Raw genomic sequence first — 17,427 nt, forward strand, 5'->3', positions numbered from 1 at the left:
GCGACTCCTCAGTGCCCGGTTTCGTCGGCAAGCGTGGGCTGCGGCCCGGGTTGATCCTCCTGCGGCGGCTCGCGCAACAGGCGCAGCAACACCCACAGACCGATGCCGAAGATCAGCAGATAAAACAGCAGAATCAACCACGTCGACCCGACGACTTGAGCCCTCGACACCGACGACAGACTGTCCGCCGTGCGCATTAATCCGTAAACGGTAAACGGCTGTCGCCCCACTTCGGTGACGACCCAGCCGCTAAGCATCGCCAGAAACCCGGCCGGCGCCAGCAGCACGCACGCGCCCAGCCAGCGACGCGCCGTGTACAGGCGATTACGTCGGCGCAGGATCAGGCTGACCACGCCCTGCCCAAGCATCAACAGTCCCAGCCCGACCATCAGCCGGAACGCGAAAAACACCGGCGCCACGGGCGGGATGTCCTTAGCCGGGAACTCATCAAGCGCAGCGATGGTGCTGGTCAGATCATGCTGCAGGTAGAGGGAGCCGATGCGAGGAATGGCGACTTCCCAATTGTTGCTCCGCTCGTCCATATCCGGCCATGCGAACAGGCGCAGTGGCTCCCCCGCGCCCTCTGGCGGGCGCGTCCATGAGCCTTCGATGGCCGCCACTTTCTGCGGCTGGGCGTGCAAACTGTGCCGGCCATGCAGATCCCCGACAACAATCTGCACCGGCATCAGCAGCGCAATCACCCACAGCGCCATGGAGAATTGCAGGCGAGCACGCGGGTTTTCCCGGGCCTTGCGCAATTGCCAGGCGCTGATCCCGGCAATCAGCGTCGCGCTGCCGATGAACACGGCAAGCAGCATATGCGCCAGGCGATAGGGAAACGAAGGATTGAAGATGATTGCCCACCAGTCCGCGGCGAGGAGACGCCCGTCCGCGCCAATCGAATAGCCGGCGGGGGTTTGCATCCATGAGTTGGCGGAAAGAATCCAGAACGCGCTGATCAGCGAGCCCACCGCCACCGCACACGTGGCGAAAAAATGCAGACGCGGGCCGACCTTCTTCAGGCCGAACAGCATGATGCCGAGAAATCCCGCTTCGATGAAAAATGCCGCCATCACTTCATAGAACATCAGCGGGCCGAGGACATCACCGGCCTGCACCGACAGCCGCGACCAGTTGAGGCCGAACTGATACTCCAGAATCAATCCCGACGCCGTGCCCACTGCGACATTTAGCGCAAACACTTTGAGCCAGTAGCGATAGACATCCAGATAAACCTGGCGCCCGGTCCTCAACCACAACGCTTCCAGCACCATGAGGAAATTCGCCAGACCGATGCTGAACGCCGCCAGCACGATGTGAAAGCTGATCGTGATCGCGAACTGAGCGCGGGCGGCCATCAGGGCCGAATCAACAGGCTCCATCCATCAGCCGCTGTAGAACACAGCCAGCTTGTTGCCTTCAGGATCGCGCAGATAGGCCACGTAAAAGTCCGGCGTATAGGCTTCGCGCGTGCCAGGCGGTCCTTCATTGCTGCCGCCACTGTCGAGCCCGGCCTTGTGCACCTGATCGACCTGGTGCCGCGAGTCGGCGCGAAATGCCGGCATCATGCCGTTGCCGGGCGTCGCCGGCTCACCATTGAACGGTTTCGAGATGTGCACACTGCCGGGCCCGTTGGACTTGTCGGCGCAATCGGGCAAGTAGAAACAGTAGTGTTCTTCACGGTCATGCCGGTAGCCAAGCGGCGTCAGGATCGCCTTGTAAAAAGCCGCCGAACGCTCGACATCGTTGGCGCCGATAAACAGATAACTGAGCATGGGATGTCCTCCGATGGCAGCTGTCAGCGCTGTGGCTGTTCCTCGTTCAGGGTAAAAACGTTGCCGGCGTCACGCACTAATTGACGCCATTCGGCACTGGTAATCAGGCCCTGCTCCTCCATCTGATCCGCAGCCTTGAGCAACTCGTCATATTGCTGTTCCGGATCCAGATCGCCCTCGGCCTGCTCCGCCATCCTGCGCCATGCCGCCAGTGATGCCTTTTTTTGCTGATCGAACATACGGGTATCTCCTGAGGGACTTACCCGGTAGAAAAAACAGCGCGACAGAGGTTCAGGGCAGACGACGGATGGACGGGTGATACGCAAAACCTTGTCGGAGTGAGCCTGCTCGCGATAGCGGTATATCTTTCAAAACATTTGAATGTGCCTCCGTCATCGCGAGCAGGCTCGCTCCCACAGAAAAGCAAAATCAAAAGATCGCAGCCTTCGGCAGCTCCTACAGTTGGTCGCGTACCACCTCAAGTACAGGTCGGCTGTCAGGCCGCCTTCGCGAGCAGGCTCGCTCCCAAAAAAGCAAAGCAGCGCAGCTGCCCGCGGCGAAGCCGCCCCACTCAACAATGAGCGCAAGCTCGAGTGCTCTTGATCTTGATCCACCGGCGACGTCGGAAGGCTGAGTGGAGGGATTGATCCGGGCGTGGGAGCGCAGCGACCGTACGACGCAGTCGTACACAGCGGAAGGAGGTGCAGCGAAGCAAACCGTAGCCGCTGCGCCCGGATCAGTCCCGTAGCGAAGGAACCCGAGCCTGCGAGGGCCGAACGTAGGAGCAAAGCGTTTTGGTTACTTTTGGGCGTCTGCAAAAGTGACCCGCTGTAAGAGCGGAACCGCCAGCCGCAACACCCGAAAAAACGGATATACACCCAAAACCCCAAGAGCCTGGTCGGCCCAAAGGCCGCCAAGCCCCAAAAAATCCCGCAAAGTCAAAACCGCTCCGCCACCCGCTTGTACGGATAATCCGGCTCCCGATACTTGCCCGGCTTCTGCCGTTTCGGCAACTCGACCTTGTCGCGCTTCACCTCTTCATAGGGGATGCGACTGAGCAGATCAGTGATTATGTTCAGCCGTGCACGACGCTTGTCATTGGAGTCGGCAACCCTCCACGGCGCCCAATCGGTGTCGGTATGCTTGAACATCTCGTCCCGCGCCCGTGAGTAGTCATACCAGCGACTGTAGGATTTCAGATCCATTGGTGTCAGTTTCCAGGTCTTGCGCCCGTCATTGATTCGCGCTTCGAGCCGGCGGGTCTGTTCCTCCGGACTGACCTCAAGCCAGTACTTGAGCAGGATCACCCCCGAATCGACGATGGCGTTCTCCACCCAAGGGATCGACTTGAGAAACTTGTCAGCCTGTTCTTCCGTGCAAAAGCCCATGACCCGTTCGACGCCGGCGCGGTTGTACCAACTGCGGTCGAAAATCACCACCTCACCGCCCGCCGGCAGATGTGGCAGGTAGCGCTGCACATGCATCTGGCTCTTTTCGCGATCGGTTGGCGCCGGCAGTGCCATCACCCGGAAAACCCGTGGGCTGACGCGCTCCGTGATCGCCTTGATCACCCCGCCCTTGCCCGCACCGTCGCGCCCTTCGAAAACAATACACACCTTGACACCTTTGGCGATGACCCACTCCTGCAGCTTGACCAGCTCAACGTGGAGCTTGCGCAGCTGTTCGAGATAGTCCTTGTTTTTCAAGCGTGGACGTTCGATTGCCTTTGCAGGTTTCTTCTTGTCTTTCGCCATGAACCTGTCCTCGCGCTTCAACAGCCCGCTGAATTTGTTTATTGACCCGATGGCCCTGATCCGTGAGGTTAGTTCACGCCCGGTTGTTTGCCATTGCCGGGCAAAAAAGCCCTGTCGCCATGTGTTTCCTGAGGTTGTTCCGACGTCGCACTGTTCATTGCCCGATCCCTGTTTGCTGGAGTTTTTTGATGCCGTCGTCCAAATCATTGCCCACTGCCCTGCTCGGTCTGGCCCTGGCCTGCCCGGCGATGGCCGAGACCCAAGGTCTGGAGCTGGGGCAAGTGCTGATTTCGGCAGATGAGCGCAGTGGCAGCGATGCAGCGGTCGAAGAAGCGCGGGAACGCCTTGAGCAGGTTCCCGGCGGCACCAACGTGGTCGACATGCGCCAGCCGTTGCAGGGCCGTGTTGCCAGCAATCAGGATGTGCTCGCCTATCAGCCGGGGGTGTATGCGCAGTCGGCGGGCAACGAAGGCGTGAAGATTTCCATCCGCGGTTCAGGCATCAACCGCGCACCCGGCGCCCATGCGTCGGGGCTGTACACGATGCTGGATGGCTTGCCCCTCACCGGCCCCGGCGGCACGCCGTATGAATTGCTTGAGCCGTTGTGGGTCGACCATGTCGAAGTGCTGCGCGGCGCCAACGGCTTCGATCGCGGCGCGCTGGCGCTGGGCGGCGCTATCGATTACGTCAGCCACACCGGTTACACCGCGCCGAAGCTGCAGGTGCGCTACGCCACCGGCAGCCATGGCTTTCAGCAGCGCCAGGTCAGCTCCGGGCAAGTGCTGGGGAATTTCGATTACTACGTGTCCCTGATCGATGCCAACGCCGACGGCTATCAGGACCACACCGCCAGCGAGAGCAAAGGCCTGATCGCCAACTTAGGCTATCGCTTCAACCCGAATCTGGAAACCCGCTTCTACTTTCGCTATCGCGAAACCGACAACGACCTTGCCGGTCGCGTGACCAAGCATTCCATCGAACACAGCCCACGGGCAGCCAACCCGGCGTATGTGGCCCGCGATGACAGCCGCAAGCAGCCCGGCAGTACCTTCATCGGCAACAAAACCACGTTCTACCTCGACGACGATTCGAGCATCCAGACCGGCCTCGCCTACCACGACTACCCGATGGATCTGCGCGAAGGCCCGAACCGGTTGAAAGTGGCTTATACCGACGTCAGCGGCACCTTCGACTACAAGCGCCGCGACACCCTGTTCGGCATGGAAAGCCGCAGCAATGTCGGCCTGCGCGTGACCAAGCACCTGCCCAACGATGGCGCCAGCGAGTTCGTGCGCATCCCGAGTGGCAACACCGCCAGCTATGCCCCGGGCACGCGGATGCGCAACTTCACTTATCAGGGTTCGGACACCGTGCTGCATTTCGGCAATGACCTGGAAATTGCCGACGACCTCTGGCTGACCACCGGCCTCGCCGCCATTTACACCCGCCGCGAAAGCGCCGTGACCTATCCGCAGGGCGGCGGCAAAACCAGTCTCAGCGACTGGGACTATGCACCGCGCATCGGCCTGCGCTACCAGATCACCCCGGACGTGCAAGTGTTCGGCAACCTCAGCCGCTCCGTCGAAGCACCGCACCCGTGGTCGCTGATCTACAGCTCCAACGTGCGCTTCCCTGCCGGCAATGGCGCCGCCACCGGCACCCAGCGCGACCCGGTCGAACTGCAAAACCAGACCGCTACCACTCTGGAACTCGGTGGCCGTGGCGACAGCAAACTGGGCGAATGGAGCCTGGCCTGGTACTACGCGCAAGTTCGTCACGAACTGCTCTCGGTACTGCCGGACGCCAACGCCGTCACGCCCTACGAACTCAACGCCAGCCCGACCGTGCACCAAGGCATCGAGGCCAGCCTCAACAGCAAACTCTGGACCGCCGCCGACGGCCGCCAGTTGAGCTTGCGCCAGGCCTACACCTTCAGCGACTTCCACTACCGCGACGACGAACGCTTCGGCGACAACCGCCTGCCGGGCCTGCCAATGCATTATTACCAGGGCGAACTGCGTTACGACTGGCCGCAGGGCTTCTTCGCCGCCGCGAACACACAATTGGTGTCCAAAGTTGCCGTGGACTACGCCAACAGCTACTACGCCGACCCTTACGCCCTGTTCGGCGCCACCCTGGGCTACAACGCGCCGAAGGGCGACTGGCAAGGCTGGGTCGACATGCGCAACCTGACCGGCAAACGCTACGCGGCAACGGTCACGCCGGGGTATGACGACAAAGGTCTGGATGCCGCACGGTCGACGCCGGGTGAAGGGATGGGGGTTTATGTTGGGGTTTCGTGGAGTTTGCTATAAGACCCAACGCGAGGTTCAAATGTGGGAGCGAGCCTGCTCGCGAAAACGGTGTACCAGTCGTGAATTATTCGACTGACACGACGCCTTCGCGAGCAGGCTCGCTCCCACAGTTGGCTTTGTGGTGCTGGTTAGAAGGGCGCAGGATTCAAGTCTCTGGACGAGAATCATCGTGACAGCAGGTCTCCTCGACTGATCAGACAACCATCACTCTCCATAGAAAATAACGGATTAATCTCATGGACACGTCCCAAGAAAACCCATTGGAAACATCACTCCGGCTGGCCGCGGACGAACCCGCGCATCGCCCTGAGTTCTATCGAACCCTCCTGGACTCGACCGTCTACATCCTCGGCACCGCCGGTGCGGCGCAAGGCCATGTCAATCTCCAGGCCGGCAGCAACATCAGCATCGCTCATTGGCAGAAGCCCGATGGCACGCCGGTCATTCCGTTCTTCTCCTCGCTGCCAACGCTGCAACAATCCATCGACAGCGAGCAGAGCTATGTGGAGATACCCGCCCGATCATTGTTCGAAATCACGCTGGGCGCGCTGCTTTTTCTGAATCCGAAGTCGCCGTACGGCAAGGAATTTCTTCCGGCGGAAGTGCAACGCCTGCTCTCAGGCGAAATCGGCCGGCCCGCCACGCAGCGTACCGTGGAAAAAGAAACCAACGTCTTGCTTGGACAGCCTTCGGACTACCCATCGACGATGGTCCATTCGCTCTCGCAATTGCTGGCCAAACACGCCAATGTGAAACGCGCATTCCTGGCGCTGATGCACGACCCCTCGATTGATGAAAAACCGCACTTGATCGTCGGCATCGAAGCGGATGGCGATATCGAACAGGTCATGCGCGAAGCCGGCAATGTCGCTGCGGACACAGCCCCCGATGGCGGACCAGTTGATTTTTGCCGCGTGCTGACGGGACAAGCCGGGCTGAGTGATTACTTCCTCAGGGAGACCAAACCGTTCTACGAACGCAAGTCACCGAGCAGGCTGCGTTCGTTATTTGGCTTTGGTTGACACGCCTGCATGCCGCTTGATCAGCAGGCCAGTGGTCGATTCTGATGAGCGTAACCTTGGATTCTCTCAACCCGCCCTCATAACAGTGGGTATCCCCACATCGTCTCGAGAGGAAGCACACACCATGACCACTCAAACCGAAACTGCCATTCTCGCCGGCGGCTGCTTCTGGGGCATGCAGGATCTGTTGCGCCGCTATCCGGGTGTGCTGAAAACCCGCGTCGGCTATACCGGCGGCGATGTGCCGAATGCGACCTATCGCAACCACGGCAACCACGCCGAAGCCATCGAGATTGAATTCGATCCGGCGGTAATCAGCTACCGGCAGATCCTCGAGTTCTTCTTCCAGATCCACGACCCGAGCACGCCCAACCGTCAAGGCAACGATCTTGGCCCGAGCTACCGGTCGGCGATCTACTACCTCAACGACGAGCAGCGTGCCGTCGCCGAAGACACCGCTGCCGATGTCGACGCCTCGAAGCTGTGGCCGGGCCGTGTGGTAACCGAAATCGAACCGGCCGGGCCGTTCTGGGAAGCGGAACCCGAGCATCAGGATTACCTGGAGCGGATTCCGAATGGCTACACTTGCCATTTCATCCGGCCTAACTGGAAACTGCCGAAGCGCGGTTGAAGAAACTGCTGGCGGGGTTCAATGCCCCGCCACCACCGAAGCTTCTACAGAGCGCGGGCCCGACTTGAAACCGTGGGCCCGGGCACCCCAGGCAATGGCGAAGGCGATAGCGACCAGTGCCAGCATGGCCCACGGAAATGAGGCAACGCCCCACTGATCGAGCAGCACGCCGCCGACGACACCGCTGCCAGCGATCGCGCTGTTCCACGCCACTACATTCAACGACAAGGCGACATCCGCTCCGTTGCCCGCCGCGTCAGCCAGCGCCGTTTGCAACAGCGTCGCCGCGCCGCCGAACGTCAAACCCCATACCGCCACGCCGAGATAAATCACCTCTGGGTTGCGTCCGCCAAAACCCAGCGCCACGCAGACCGCGGCAAAGGTCGCCAAACTCAGCAGAACAGTCGAGCGCAGCAGCGGCTCGACCAGCTTCGCCGTCAGCCATATCCCGACCAGCGCGGCGATGCCGAAGATCAACAACACCACATCCACCCGCTCGGCCATGCCCGCCGGCGCCACGAACGGAGCGATATAGGTGTAGAGAATGTTGTGCGCCAGCATCCAGCTGATCACCACTGCAAGCACAGGACGCACGCCCGGGGTAGTCAAGACTTTGCTCAGCGATAGGCGTTGATGGGCCGGCTGCGGCGGGTAGTCGGGCACTTTCACCAGCACCCAGACGATCAGTACCAAGGTCAGCGCCGACATCAGGCCGAATGTAGTGCGCCAACCGACCAGCCCACCGAGCCACGTACCCAGAGGCACGCCCAGCGACAGCGCAATCGGTGTGCCGACCATCGCCAGTGCCAACGCCTTGCCCTGCTGTTCGGGCTCAACCATGCGTCGCGCATAGCCGGCCAACAGACTCCATGCCAAACCCGCTGCAACCCCGGCGAAGAACCGCGCGACCAGCGTAACGCCGTAGTGCGACGACAGCGCGGTAATCGAATTGAACAGCAGGAAACCGACAATCGTCAGCAGCAGCACGTTGCGGCGCCGCCAGCCCCGGGTGGCGATGGTCATCGGGATCACCGCCAGTACGGAACCCAATGCGTACGCGGTAACCATTTGCCCGGCCATGGACGGCGAAATCGCCAGGCCTTCACTGATCAACGGCAACAGGCCCGCCGGCAGGGTTTCGGTGACGATGCAGATGAAGCCAGTCATGGCCAGCGCCAGCAAAGCGCCGATGGGCAGACCTTTTGGCGTAGCCGTTAACGTGATTGAAGGTGTCACTGGAAGCTCCTCGAAAAACCGACTCAGATTTAAATACCGATCGATCTAGATCCTGAGGGTGCATGCGCAGCGTTGTCAACAATTTCTGTATCGACTAGTCTTTATATTAAATCAATGAGGAGTCAGGTCATGGCGAGAACCGGTCGCCCCCGTCAGTTTGATCGCGACGACGCCGTCGATCAGGCTTTGCAACTGTTCTGGCAACACGGCTACGACGCGACATCGCTGGCCCAATTGAAGGCAGGCCTGGGTGGCGGTATCTCTGCACCTAGCTTCTACGCCGCGTTCGGTTCCAAGGAAGCGTTGTTCGATGAATGCGTGCAGCGTTATTTAACCACCTATGCGCAAGTCACCGAGTGCCTGTGGGACGACAGCCTGCCACCACGCCAGGCGATCGAGACCGCTTTGCGCCAGTCGGCACGCATGCAGTGCGACGACACACACCCCAAGGGCTGCATGGTTACCCTCGGCGTCATGAGCGCACCGAGCCCGGAAACCGCCCATGTGGCGCAAGCCCTGACCCACTCAAGGCAGCGCACCCGTGCCGGCATTCAAGCCTGCGTCGAACGCGCTGTGAATGCCGACGAGCTGGCCAGCGGCACAAGTGCGGCGGCGATGGCGACGGTATTCGACAGTTTCCTGCAGGGCATATCCATCCTCGCCAGAGACAACACCGCGCTGGATAACATTGATGCTGCTATCACTCAGGTCATGCAAACCTGGGACATTGCCGTCACGCGTAAGGCGGATTGATCAAATCACAAATGCACCGGTGCCACCGGCGCCGAACCCGGCTCCGGCACATCGACATTGACCTTCAGTGCAATCAGCAGCGCGGCCAGCAACATCAGAATTCCAGCCGCTACAAACACACCATGGATACCGCTGAAACTGAACACCGAACCGCCGGCGGCGGCGCCTGCGGCAATCGCCGACTGCACCGATGCGACGACCATGCCGCCTGCGCTTTCGGCCTGATCGGGTATCGAGCGCGCCACCCAGTTCGACCATGCGACCGGCACGCCACCGAAGGCCATCCCCCACAGCGCCAAGAGCAACGCCTGCCCGGTGACCGACGCCGGTAACCCGACCAACGCCAGAGCGGCAACACCCACCAACACCGGCATCAGCACCAGTGTTGCGCGTGGATTGCGCTGCAACAGCCAGCCGGCGAACAGCGTGCCGGCAAAGTTCGCCACGCCGAAACCAAGGAGCATCAGTGCCAGCGTCTGCGGGCCGACGCCGGTGGTGCTTTCCAGAAATGGCCTGATGTAGGTGAACAACGCAAAGTGACCGGTGTGCACCAATACACAGCCAAACATGCCAATAGCAATGCCCGGTCGCAGCAACACCTCAAGCACCGTGCGCAGGCGTGACGGACGATGCGGCGCCAGACTGGGTAGCGTGAACATTTGAAATACCAGCGTCACCACGCCAACCGCCGCAGCTGCGAAAAACGCACTGCGCCAGCCAAACTGACCGCCGAGATAACTGCCCAATGGCACCGCGACCACGGTCCCCACGGCGATCCCGCTGAAGATGATCGACAGCGCACGCGGCAGCAGCGCCGCCGGCACCAGGCGCATCGCCACGGCCGCCGCCATGCTCCAGAATCCGCCCAGAGCTATGCCCAAAAGGATGCGCATGATCAGCAATACTGCGAGGCTGGACGACAACGCGACCAGCAGATTCGATGCGATCATCAGTGCCGAGAAACCGAGCAAGACCAGGCGCCGATCAAGGCTGCGCGTCAACCCGGGCACCAGTAATCCGGCAAACAGCGCGACCACCGCAGTCACCGTCACCGCTTGCCCGGCCAGCGCTTCGCTGACGCCGAGATCGAGCGCCATCGGCGTCAGCAGGCTGGCCGGCAGATACTCCGCCGTGAGCAGACCAAACACGCCCATCGCCAGTGAAAACACCGCCATCCACGCAGGCACCAGCGGCTCCCCGTCAGTTCGCCCATCACCTACACGTTCATTCATTTCAAGACTCCCTCGGACATTTCGAGAGGGCAGTCTATTGGCGGCAAACCGGATGATCTATGATGCGCAGTCTTGAACTTTTGATCGAAACCCCGAATATGAGCAGCATTGATTCCTTCTCTGTGTCCTCAGACCTCATCACCGAGTTGCTGCGCAGCATGCGTCTGCGTGGCGTGCAATATCGTCGGATCCACGCCGGTCCGCCGTATGGTCTGGGTTTCAGCGACAAATCGGGCCATGCGTATTTCCACTTCGTTGCCGCTGGATCGACGGTATTGCGACTGGAGGACGGCAGCCTGTACGAGTTGTCAGCAGGCAATGCGGTATTCATTGCTCATGGTGCCGCGCACCAGTTGCTGTCACACGCCGGAGCTGAAGTGCAGGACATTGACAGCGCCGTCGCCGCGCCACTCGGCGATACGGTCTGCGCGATGCAGGTCGGGCACAGCGCCGATTCGCCCGATAGCGCCCTGCTCTTCAGTGGCTGTATGGAGTTCGAGCTCGGCAGCCTGCAAGGCCTCGGTCGGCTGATGCCGGGTCTTATGCTGATCGACGCCGGCGGCCAGCGTTATCCGGGACTTATGCCAATCCTTGCGACCATGGAACGCGAAGTCAGCGCAGCGCGCATTGGCTTCGCCGGCATTCTCGCGCGCCTTGCCGACGTAGTGGCGGCAATGATTGTTCGCGGCTGGGTCGAATGCGCTTGCGGCAATGCCTCCGGTCTCGTCGCCGCCCTGCGCGACCCTCGCCTGGCGCAGGCCTTGCTGGCCCTGCACCAACAACCGGGGCGCGACTGGAGCGTCGCCGAACTGGCAACGCTGTGCAACACCTCACGCTCGGTCTTCGCCGAACGCTTCCAGAGCACCCTCGGCACCCCGCCGCTGCGCTACGCCACCGAACTGCGCATGCGCCTGGCCAGTCAGTGGCTGACCCTGGAAAGACTGCCGATCGAAGAAGTGGCGCAGCGCATGGGCTACACCTCCCAAGCGGCGTTCAGTCGTGCGTTCAAGCGGATAACAGGAAGCTCACCGGGAGCGAGTCGGCGCCAGCGCGCACTATAAGAATTGCATTAACAGAGCGGCAATGAATCCGAGCCGCCCTCACCGCTGGATTTTGTCCAGCCCCGCGCCCACCCGCTCAGCAGCCTGCAAATCCCCACGCGCCTCCAACTCCTGCGCCACTTGCCGCAACTGCTCAACCGTCAATCCCACATTCAGACTGATCTTCAAATGCGACTCCAGCTGTGATTCCACCCCAGCCATTGCCGCCAGCGCGCCAACCGTCGCCAGTTCCCGATCCGTCCATGCCAGGTTGTCGCGGGCGAAGATGTCGCCGAACAAGTGCACTTTCAGAAACTGATCGATCGCCGGGGCGAATTCGAACAGTGGGCCGGACACTGGCGCACCGACCAGACGGGTCTGATTGTCGGTGCCGAGTTCGGTGAGCGCATATCCCGACGGAACCGGACCCGGCTCGCGTCCCGGCACGTCTTTGATGCCCCGCGCGGCGCGTTCCTGCAAAACCTTCATCAGCAATGACAAGGCGTTGAGGCTGCGCGGAAAACCGGCGTAAGCGTACAGCTGCACCAGAATTTCCTTGGTCTCGCTGATGCTCAGCCCGGCATCGAGACCACGATTGAGTGCGTCGTGCAAACGCGGCATGTCGCCGATTGCAGCGTTGGCGGCAATCGGGGCGATCGCCAGTTGTTCAGGCGTCAGAGGCTGTTCTTTCATGATCGGTTTCTCCGGTGATCGGGAAGGATTGGCGCAGAGGGGATTCACGCAGGCTGCACTGGCAAGGACCGCGCAGCCGAGGGCGACGATGCGCAGGAGACGCCCTTGATTTAAGGATTTCTGGTTCATCAATGACTCTCCTCACTCATGCAGAGTGAACGTCACCCGCACATCGCCGCGCCCCAAGACTTCGGCCAAGTCCTGCGGGCGTTCGATGCGGCCAAGACGCGAATAGCGGTAGGACGAATCGAAGGTTTTGTAGAAGACCACCAACGTATCGTCGCCATACAGAAGGAAATCGCCGCTGTGGATCGTGCCCGGCCGGTAGGGTTGGGTGGGCAATGGCGGCTGCACGGTGGCGTATTTTTCATTGCCGTGCAGGTCGGTCATCTCCAGGCTCAGCGGCAATCGCGTGAGCAATTGCCGCGTACTCGGGTTGTCATCCAGAGCAATGGCAAAACGCTGTTCTGCGACGGTCATCCACATCGTGCTGGCCTCCATAGCGGTCGGTGCAGACAGAGCAACGGGCAACCATGCCATCAGTACGAATCCCTTCCAGCCGTTGGCAAAAGTCCGCATCGCTTTGCTCCGTCGCGTTGAAAGTTACTTCAGGTTGCTCTTGAAGAACTGCGTCAGCTTGGCAAAAGGAATCAGCTCGACCCGGTCGTACAGATCGACATGGCCGGCATTCGGCACGATCACCAGTTCTTTCGGCTGCCCCGCCAACCGGAATGCCTCTTCGCTGAACTCACGGGAGTGCGCGTCGGCACCGGCAATAAACAACATCGGGCGCGGCGAGATGCTCTCGATATCGACGAACGGATAGAAGTTCATGAACTTGGTGTTGCTGCTCAGCGTCGGACGCGTGGTCTGTTGCGGCGTCGAGTTGGCCGGGGTGAATTCGCCGCGCGGGGTGCGGTAGAAATCGAAGAATTCACGCTGGATCGGATGGGTGTCGGCCTTCAGTTCCAGCACCGTGCCGCCGGTGTATTCGACCTTGCCGCCAGTAAACTCGGCGTAACGCTGCTCGGCCGCTTGCGCAATGATCTGCTTGCGCTGCGCAAGGCTTTGCGAGTGCTTGAGGCCATCACGGTTGGCCGCGCCCATGTCGTACATGCTGACCGTGGCGATGGCTTTCATGCGTGGGTCGATTTTCGCCGCGCTGATCACGAAGCTGCCGCTGCCGCAGATGCCCAACACGCCGATGCGCTCGCGGTCGATGAATGGCCGTGTGCCGAGGTAATCGACGGCCGCGCTGAAGTCTTCGGCATACATGTCCGGCAGCACCGCGTTGCGCGGCGCGCCTTCGCTTTCGCCCCAGAACGACAGATCCAGCGACAAGGTGACAAAACCCTGCTCCGCCAGTTTCTGCGCATACAGATTGGCGCTCTGCTCCTTTACCGCGCCCATCGGATGGCCAACGATAATCGCCGCGCTGCGCGCTGCCGGGTCGAGTCCTTTAGGGACAAACAGGTTGCCGACCACGGTGAGTTGATATTGATTTTTGAAGCTGACCTTCTGCACGGTCACCTTATCGCTTTTGAAGAAATTGTCGGCACCGTGGGACATGTCAGCTCCGAATGCAGTAAATGAACTCAGGAGAAACCCGAGCAGTATGAACAGTCGTTTCATGGGGGCGTCCTTGATCGAGAAGCCAGGCGTGGCCGGGATGAAGGTATTGTTGCGCACGCTCGAGACTTTGATTAGCTAATGAGTGCTTAATGCGGTTATAAACGCTGCTAATCAATAAACCTGAGCATTGCGCCATGGCCAAACCCAATTTCAACGACCTGCTCGCCTTCGTCACCGTTGCCCGCAGCGGCAGCTTCACCCGCGCGGCGGTGCAACTGGGCGTGACGCAATCGGCGGTGAGCCAGGTAGTCTCGGCGCTGGAAGCGCGTCTGAAAATTCGCTTGCTGACCCGCACCACACGCAGCGTGTCACTGACGGCGGCCGGCGAACGCTTGCTGCACACCGTGGGCCATCGTTTCGATGAAATCCAAGCCGAGCTGGACGCGCTGACCGAGTTGCGCGACAAGCCTGCCGGTACGGTGCGCATCACCTGCGGCGACAACATCATCAAGACCACTCTGCTGCCCAAGCTGACGCCACTATTGCTGCAATACCCGGACATCAAGCTCGAGTTCGATATCAACTACGGTTTCCGCGACATCGTTGCCGACCGCTTCGATGCCGGCGTGCGTTTCAGCGATACCGTCGCCCAGGACATGATCGCCGTACCGATCGGCCCGCCGCTGCGCATGGCCGTCGTCGCCTCGCCCGACTACTTTGCCCGGCACCCCGCCCCGCAACATCCGCGCGAGCTGGCGGCACACCGCTGCATCGACATTCGATTTCCGACCTACGACGGTGTCGATGCCTGGGAATTCGAGCGGCAGGGCAAAAAGCTGAAAGTGCGGGTCGACGGCCAACTGGTGTTCAACTCTACCGTGCACATCGCCGACGCCGCTGTGAACGGGCTGGGGATTGCCTACCTGCCTGAAGACGAGTTCGGTGCGCATCTGGCTGAAGGGCGTTTGGTCAGAGTGCTGGAAGACTGGTGCGAACCGTTCGGTGGTTTCCACCTCTACTACCCCAGCCGCCGCCAACCATCGCCGGCGTTTTCACTGGTGGTGGATGCGTTGCGCGTGGATCCAGCCCCGTTGTAGGAGCGGGCCAGTTCGCGATAGCGTCGGCACATCCAATAGAGTAAGTGCCTGACCCAGCGCTTTCGCGAGCAGGCTCGCTCCCACAGGTTTTTGCGTCAGCTCCCGGAAATCATCGATTCACAAATCCATTGTGGGAGCGAGCCTGCTCGCGAAGGCGCCAGACCAGGCACATCATCTCTGCATGCCAGCCCCGCGACCCCCTCACAACTTCGACACGTCCCCGGTCGCCTCGGCAATCGTCGCCAACGTTTCCTCCATGCTGGCGATGTCTTCTTGCAGCTTTTGAAACACCAGATCCAGCGACTCAGGGGCGTCCACGGTCTGATGGCCACGCAGCGACTCGACGCTAGCGCTCTCCACGTGCTGGAGAATGTCCACACTTTCTCGCAGTGCCAACAGCTGATCGAAGATCGCGGCAATCTGCGCCTGGCTGCGGGTGCTCATTATTTCCACCCGAGCCTGGCAATGATTTCACGGCGATACGGCGTGTCGATCTGCGCCGGCACCTGTTCGATATAGTCGCGCGCTTGTTCGTGCGCCGCGCCGCTCAACCCGGCCAGATAAGAAACTGCGTCGTCGACATTCGGCACCAGGCCTTCAATGTTCTTGAATCTGCCGGGCAGCGCCGTCCAGATCACCGCATCGAGTTGCCGAGGAATTGCCCATTCAGCAAGCACGCCCATCGCCGAGGGACCGACGGTGAAGCTGCCGATGCCATCCTCCCTGCCCTCCGGCACGCCTTCTCGAATACGCAGGAGTTCACGGGCCTGATCGAGATCGGTCACGTCGAGGACCGACCACAGCACTTTGCACGGCGGCGCGTTCGCGCTTATGGCTGTAGTCAACTCGCCAGTGTCACTGACGCGAACGAAGTCGATCGGTACCTGCGGCCCGTCGGCAAACCACTCGCTGGCCAGCGGCAAGCCGTCCGGTTTCCAGATCAGTGAGCCCCATCCCAGACATGCAATGACCATAAATCAGACCCTTCTGAAGAAACGATGAACACAGAAAAGAACAGCCTGCTCAGCCTTTGGTTTTTCGCGGGTCGGCTGCGCGCGGAAAGGTGCGTTCTTCCTGAATCGTCCCGTCTTCTTTATGGATTTTCAGCGAGGCGGTTTTGTCCTGCAGATAGTCACTGGCGATCTGGGTGATCTCGGCTTTGGTCGCAGCCGTTTTCGACGCACGCTGCGCGCCCTCTTTGACCAGTTCCCAGCGCTGCTGGTTTTTGTTGATGTGGTAGTTATCCATTCCTTCACCTCTGACGTGAATATGTGACCGGTAATGGATTGACCTTGGCCGGTTCAGAGAGTTTGAAAGAATTGCGCCGGTCTCAATAAGCGAACTCGTGGCCCAGCTCGCTCTCCATCCACGCCAGAAAACGCCTGACCCGTGGAAAGCTGGAATGCGCTTTGGGGAATACCAGATGGTGCGCAGCCACCGCAGCACTCAGAGATTCAGGCGCTACTTCAACCAGCGTGCCCGCGGCCAGATACTTCTGCGCCAGCAATGTGCTTTCCAGTGCGAAACCCAAGCCATGACTCGCGGCTTCCAGCGACATGTATGAACGATCGAAGCTCAGCGCGTACGGCCGCTCCGGACGCGCCAGACCATGCTGGGCAAACCATTGCGGCCATTTGAGCAGAGTGGCCTCGGACAGGATCAGATCGCACTCCAGCAGATCCGCCGCGCCGCGTACCGGGCGTTGTGCGAGCAGTTTCGGTGAGGTCAGCACCGCGAACGTCTCGTTCCTGACCGTGCGCACCTCATAGCTTGGCCAGTTCGGCAGACCATGGCGGATATCGACGTCGATCTTGTCGCGACTGAAGTGCAGCGATTCATAGGAGCACGACAGGTTGATCTGAATGTCCGGATGACTGGCGCGAAACGCTTCCAGGCGCGGCATCAGCCAGAGCAGGCCGAAGCTTGGCGATGAGTGCAAGCGCAGGCAATCGAGGCTGACATCGCTGGCCGCACGCTCGGTGGCAACGGCGAGGCTGTGCAGAATCCCGGAGACTTCCTTGAGGTACTGCTCGCCGACCGGCGTCAGCGAGACGCCCCGAGCAGCGCGAACGAATAATTGCCGGCCGATCATCCCTTCCAGTTTCGCCAGTTGATGGCTGACTGCCGAGGGTGTCAGGTCCAGCACTTCCGCCGCTCTGGCGACGTTGCCGAAGCGCGCGGTTTGTTCGAAGGCCTGAATTGCTTTCAGCGGTGGCAGGATGATCGATGCCTCAGTGTCAGAGCGCATGGTGACTCCGTGGTGACTTCTTGTGATGTACCGGCAGGTTTCATTCAAGCATTTGCGAA

Annotated in this window: 19 protein-coding genes; 6 read left to right on the forward strand and 13 right to left on the reverse strand. The window is 60.7% G+C overall.

The features are described 5' to 3' along the window. Positions 1–8 precede the first annotated feature (8 nt). The 4 genes from V8J63_RS04320 to ppk2 all read right to left on the reverse strand — a co-directional run bounded on the left by V8J63_RS04320 (position 9) and on the right by ppk2 (position 3,529). Positions 9–1,358 (reverse strand): cytochrome ubiquinol oxidase subunit I, encoded by a 1,350-nt coding sequence (locus V8J63_RS04320; protein ID WP_336463636.1) that lies wholly within the window; start codon positions 1,356–1,358, stop codon positions 9–11. Between the two features lie 27 nt (positions 1,359–1,385). Further along, positions 1,386–1,775 carry a VOC family protein gene (locus tag V8J63_RS04325; protein ID WP_123442675.1) on the reverse strand — a complete coding sequence of 130 codons (390 nt, stop codon included), beginning with the start codon at positions 1,773–1,775 and terminating at the stop codon, positions 1,386–1,388. A 23-nt stretch (positions 1,776–1,798) separates the two neighbouring features. Next, positions 1,799–2,014 carry a hypothetical protein gene (locus V8J63_RS04330; protein WP_016774424.1) on the reverse strand — a complete coding sequence of 72 codons (216 nt, stop codon included), beginning with the start codon at positions 2,012–2,014 and terminating at the stop codon, positions 1,799–1,801. Positions 2,015–2,713: 699 nt separating this feature from the next. Continuing rightward, on the reverse strand, positions 2,714–3,529 hold the full coding sequence (ppk2, locus tag V8J63_RS04335; RefSeq protein ID WP_024012681.1) for a polyphosphate kinase 2: 816 nt from the start codon (positions 3,527–3,529) through the stop codon (positions 2,714–2,716). Between the two features lie 188 nt (positions 3,530–3,717). Between ppk2 and V8J63_RS04340 the strand changes: the two genes are divergently transcribed. From V8J63_RS04340 to msrA, 3 genes are all read left to right on the forward strand, one after another. Beyond that, complete coding sequence (locus tag V8J63_RS04340) at positions 3,718–5,844, forward strand: TonB-dependent receptor family protein (protein ID WP_336463637.1); 2,127 nt, start codon at positions 3,718–3,720, stop codon at positions 5,842–5,844. A gap of 236 nt (positions 5,845–6,080) precedes the next feature. Next, a complete protein-coding gene (sseB, locus tag V8J63_RS04345) occupies positions 6,081–6,866 on the forward strand; it encodes an enhanced serine sensitivity protein SseB (RefSeq protein ID WP_232245406.1) in 786 nt (261 codons plus the stop codon). A gap of 124 nt (positions 6,867–6,990) precedes the next feature. Then, complete coding sequence (msrA, locus tag V8J63_RS04350; protein ID WP_016774420.1) at positions 6,991–7,497, forward strand: peptide-methionine (S)-S-oxide reductase MsrA; 507 nt, start codon at positions 6,991–6,993, stop codon at positions 7,495–7,497. Between the two features lie 18 nt (positions 7,498–7,515). Here the strand turns inward: msrA and V8J63_RS04355 are convergent, their stop codons facing one another. Next, entirely contained in the window at positions 7,516–8,733 is a 1,218-nt protein-coding gene (locus tag V8J63_RS04355; RefSeq protein WP_016774419.1) for an MFS transporter, read from the reverse strand. Between the two features lie 129 nt (positions 8,734–8,862). On the opposite strand from V8J63_RS04355, the gene V8J63_RS04360 reads away from it, so the two are divergent. Then, the gene (locus V8J63_RS04360; protein WP_016774418.1) at positions 8,863–9,486 is read left to right on the forward strand and encodes a TetR/AcrR family transcriptional regulator; all 624 of its coding nucleotides are present in this window, start codon (positions 8,863–8,865) and stop codon (positions 9,484–9,486) included. Between the two features lie 5 nt (positions 9,487–9,491). Here V8J63_RS04360 and V8J63_RS04365 read toward each other — a convergent pair whose 3' ends face one another. Then, the gene (locus V8J63_RS04365; protein ID WP_122692094.1) at positions 9,492–10,718 is read right to left on the reverse strand and encodes an MFS transporter; all 1,227 of its coding nucleotides are present in this window, start codon (positions 10,716–10,718) and stop codon (positions 9,492–9,494) included. A 59-nt stretch (positions 10,719–10,777) separates the two neighbouring features. On the opposite strand from V8J63_RS04365, the gene V8J63_RS04370 reads away from it, so the two are divergent. Next, positions 10,778–11,779 carry a cupin domain-containing protein gene (locus tag V8J63_RS04370; protein WP_442963510.1) on the forward strand — a complete coding sequence of 334 codons (1,002 nt, stop codon included), beginning with the start codon at positions 10,778–10,780 and terminating at the stop codon, positions 11,777–11,779. A gap of 39 nt (positions 11,780–11,818) precedes the next feature. Here V8J63_RS04370 and V8J63_RS04375 read toward each other — a convergent pair whose 3' ends face one another. The 3 genes from V8J63_RS04375 to V8J63_RS04385 all read right to left on the reverse strand — a co-directional run bounded on the left by V8J63_RS04375 (position 11,819) and on the right by V8J63_RS04385 (position 14,083). Beyond that, complete coding sequence (locus V8J63_RS04375; protein WP_336463638.1) at positions 11,819–12,451, reverse strand: carboxymuconolactone decarboxylase family protein; 633 nt, start codon at positions 12,449–12,451, stop codon at positions 11,819–11,821. A gap of 141 nt (positions 12,452–12,592) precedes the next feature. After that, positions 12,593–13,030 carry a cyclophilin-like fold protein gene (locus V8J63_RS04380; protein ID WP_336463639.1) on the reverse strand — a complete coding sequence of 146 codons (438 nt, stop codon included), beginning with the start codon at positions 13,028–13,030 and terminating at the stop codon, positions 12,593–12,595. Between the two features lie 24 nt (positions 13,031–13,054). After that, a complete protein-coding gene (locus V8J63_RS04385; protein ID WP_336463640.1) occupies positions 13,055–14,083 on the reverse strand; it encodes an alpha/beta hydrolase in 1,029 nt (342 codons plus the stop codon). A gap of 134 nt (positions 14,084–14,217) precedes the next feature. Between V8J63_RS04385 and V8J63_RS04390 the strand changes: the two genes are divergently transcribed. Next, on the forward strand, positions 14,218–15,120 hold the full coding sequence (locus tag V8J63_RS04390) for a LysR family transcriptional regulator (protein WP_336463641.1): 903 nt from the start codon (positions 14,218–14,220) through the stop codon (positions 15,118–15,120). Between the two features lie 201 nt (positions 15,121–15,321). Here V8J63_RS04390 and V8J63_RS04395 read toward each other — a convergent pair whose 3' ends face one another. The 4 genes from V8J63_RS04395 to V8J63_RS04410 form a co-directional block, all read right to left on the reverse strand. Next, positions 15,322–15,564: a hypothetical protein gene (locus V8J63_RS04395; RefSeq protein ID WP_016774412.1), complete on the reverse strand. Its 243-nt coding sequence runs from the start codon at positions 15,562–15,564 to the stop codon at positions 15,322–15,324. Continuing rightward, entirely contained in the window at positions 15,564–16,094 is a 531-nt protein-coding gene (locus V8J63_RS04400) for a hypothetical protein (RefSeq protein WP_336463642.1), read from the reverse strand. Before V8J63_RS04400 ends, V8J63_RS04395 begins: the two co-directional genes overlap by 1 nt. A 49-nt stretch (positions 16,095–16,143) precedes the next feature. Continuing rightward, positions 16,144–16,368: a DUF2188 domain-containing protein gene (locus V8J63_RS04405; RefSeq protein WP_016774410.1), complete on the reverse strand. Its 225-nt coding sequence runs from the start codon at positions 16,366–16,368 to the stop codon at positions 16,144–16,146. Between the two features lie 82 nt (positions 16,369–16,450). Continuing rightward, positions 16,451–17,368, reverse strand: a complete 918-nt coding sequence (locus V8J63_RS04410) for a LysR substrate-binding domain-containing protein (RefSeq protein WP_024012668.1) — start codon at positions 17,366–17,368, stop codon at positions 16,451–16,453. Between the last annotated feature and the right edge of the window lie 59 nt (positions 17,369–17,427).

Source organism: Pseudomonas sp. CCNWLW23, assembly GCF_037095675.1.
Classification (GTDB): Bacteria; Pseudomonadota; Gammaproteobacteria; order Pseudomonadales; family Pseudomonadaceae; genus Aquipseudomonas; species Aquipseudomonas atacamensis.

Coding starts and splice junctions, on each gene's coding strand:
- ppk2 (WP_024012681.1), bottom strand. CDS start 3,529: ATGGCGAAAGACAAGAAGAAACCTGCAAAGGCAATCGAACGTCCACGC.
- V8J63_RS04410 (WP_024012668.1), bottom strand. CDS start 17,368: ATGCGCTCTGACACTGAGGCATCGATCATCCTGCCACCGCTGAAAGCA.
- V8J63_RS04360 (WP_016774418.1), top strand. CDS start 8,863: ATGGCGAGAACCGGTCGCCCCCGTCAGTTTGATCGCGACGACGCCGTC.
- V8J63_RS04390 (WP_336463641.1), top strand. CDS start 14,218: ATGGCCAAACCCAATTTCAACGACCTGCTCGCCTTCGTCACCGTTGCC.
- V8J63_RS04380 (WP_336463639.1), bottom strand. CDS start 13,030: ATGCGGACTTTTGCCAACGGCTGGAAGGGATTCGTACTGATGGCATGG.
- msrA (WP_016774420.1), top strand. CDS start 6,991: ATGACCACTCAAACCGAAACTGCCATTCTCGCCGGCGGCTGCTTCTGG.
- V8J63_RS04385 (WP_336463640.1), bottom strand. CDS start 14,083: ATGAAACGACTGTTCATACTGCTCGGGTTTCTCCTGAGTTCATTTACT.
- sseB (WP_232245406.1), top strand. CDS start 6,081: ATGGACACGTCCCAAGAAAACCCATTGGAAACATCACTCCGGCTGGCC.
- V8J63_RS04370 (WP_442963510.1), top strand. CDS start 10,778: ATGATGCGCAGTCTTGAACTTTTGATCGAAACCCCGAATATGAGCAGC.
- V8J63_RS04340 (WP_336463637.1), top strand. CDS start 3,718: ATGCCGTCGTCCAAATCATTGCCCACTGCCCTGCTCGGTCTGGCCCTG.
- V8J63_RS04365 (WP_122692094.1), bottom strand. CDS start 10,718: ATGAATGAACGTGTAGGTGATGGGCGAACTGACGGGGAGCCGCTGGTG.
- V8J63_RS04320 (WP_336463636.1), bottom strand. CDS start 1,358: ATGGCCGCCCGCGCTCAGTTCGCGATCACGATCAGCTTTCACATCGTG.
- V8J63_RS04375 (WP_336463638.1), bottom strand. CDS start 12,451: ATGAAAGAACAGCCTCTGACGCCTGAACAACTGGCGATCGCCCCGATT.
- V8J63_RS04405 (WP_016774410.1), bottom strand. CDS start 16,368: ATGGATAACTACCACATCAACAAAAACCAGCAGCGCTGGGAACTGGTC.
- V8J63_RS04395 (WP_016774412.1), bottom strand. CDS start 15,564: ATGAGCACCCGCAGCCAGGCGCAGATTGCCGCGATCTTCGATCAGCTG.
- V8J63_RS04325 (WP_123442675.1), bottom strand. CDS start 1,775: ATGCTCAGTTATCTGTTTATCGGCGCCAACGATGTCGAGCGTTCGGCG.
- V8J63_RS04400 (WP_336463642.1), bottom strand. CDS start 16,094: ATGGTCATTGCATGTCTGGGATGGGGCTCACTGATCTGGAAACCGGAC.
- V8J63_RS04330 (WP_016774424.1), bottom strand. CDS start 2,014: ATGTTCGATCAGCAAAAAAAGGCATCACTGGCGGCATGGCGCAGGATG.